The 229-nt window shown below is 57.6% G+C and carries 1 protein-coding gene; it reads left to right on the top strand.

What is annotated here, in order from left to right; all coding sequences use genetic code 11:
- Window positions 1-229: phosphoenolpyruvate carboxylase (locus ACTHSX_RS10945; RefSeq protein WP_440379693.1), on the top strand; the 229-nt coding region annotated here is incomplete at both ends.

Raw genomic sequence — 229 nt, 5'->3', positions numbered from 1 at the left:
GCAGCCAACTGCTGGCAGAAGGCCGTCTGTCCGACATTATCCGCAGCGTGTCCGTGTTCGGCTTCCACATGAGGCCGCTCGACCTGCGCCAACACGCAGGCAAACACGCCGATGTGGTTGCCGAGCTTTTCCAACACGCAGGATTGGAAGACTACAACAGCCTGAACGAAGAGAAAAAACAAACCGCCCTGTTGCGCGAATTGAGCCATCAACGTCCGCTGTACAGCCC

Source organism: Neisseria sp. P0014.S002 (assembly GCF_051958295.1).
Lineage (GTDB): Bacteria > Pseudomonadota > Gammaproteobacteria > Burkholderiales > Neisseriaceae > Neisseria > Neisseria flavescens_B.
This window is presented reverse-complemented; position numbering and strand designations above follow the sequence as displayed.